This window comes from Citrobacter sp. Awk 4 (genome assembly GCF_028069725.1).
Taxonomy (GTDB): domain Bacteria; phylum Pseudomonadota; class Gammaproteobacteria; order Enterobacterales; family Enterobacteriaceae; genus Citrobacter_D.
On the sequence record NZ_JANEWG010000123.1, the window covers coordinates 1 to 1,102 of the forward strand.

A 1,102-nucleotide genomic window follows, 5' to 3' on the forward strand; every position below is an offset into this window, starting at 1 on the left:
CACTGTTTGTCTGCGTTCCTGCCAGTGTCCTCGCTCCCCACACCAGATATCCCCGGTCAGGGAAATAGCGGATAACATTAATTCCCTTATTATTCATGGCTCCCTGGGCATTGTCAGAAACCAGGGCAGTTACCCCGGCGATGCCGTTAATGGCCACATTGGCGGGGGCTTTCCAGACCCCGCGATTACGGTCACTGGTACAATAAATACCGGCCAGAGTGGCGGCGGGAGAAATGGGGGCTCTCTCCAGTAAGGTATCGATTTCCGCACTGATAAGGCCATACTGGGCTGGATTAACTGTTTTCAGCATATCCAGCGTGGTAATTTCATTACCCACAGGATGAGTGGCATCTTTATAACCTGACACTACTATCGCCGTATCGGCAGGGCGGGAAGCCCTGACCGAGACCTTCGGATAATAGACTGCGGTCTTCATCGGCTCAGTGGACGGAACCGTCGAACCATCACTGCTGTCAGCCAGTAAAAAATAGCCCGGGTCACTCTTCAGTAAGCTGTTAATACTGTTGTAAACATCCGTCTGTTCAGCCGGTGTGCTGTAAACGGAAACCAGCAACGTGATGTCACTTTCTTTTGCAATGGCATCAGGCAATGTTGCCAGTTCCGTCGAACTGGCCGGGTTGATTAAAGGCAACAGATAACAGGGCCCGCCGCCATTCTGAAAATAACTCTGAATACAGAGTGGATTAAACCCGGCATTGACCTTCCAGGTATAGGTATATTCCCCGGTTTCCCCTGCAGGAGGGGTCGACGTAAAAGCAACAGAAACGCCGGGAAGCGTCATATACGTTGAGCAGAAATCAAGCCAGCTGTTTACTGGAAGACACTGGCCGGAAGATAATGCCACGCCATCAAGACGCCGGAATACGCCAATAAACACCGGCACTGCCGTTGCGGCATGGCTTACCGAAATAGAGCGGGATGCATCTTCCTCAATATAAACACCGGGATAGGTCGGCGTGACAGTCATCATTATTCTCCAGTTGTTGAGTTAGCAACACCATTGAGCCTGGTACGATAATATTGTGTAATTATTGTTGTTCGACATTCTGGCTGAATTGCAGAATAATGAATTCTGCTGGCC

1 protein-coding gene is annotated in these 1,102 nt (G+C 50.3%); it reads right to left on the reverse strand.

The features are described 5' to 3' along the window. The coding region (locus NNO04_RS22430) for a phage tail sheath subtilisin-like domain-containing protein (RefSeq protein ID WP_271446521.1) at positions 1 to 991 on the reverse strand (991 nt) is incomplete at its 3' end. Positions 992 to 1,102 lie beyond the last annotated feature (111 nt).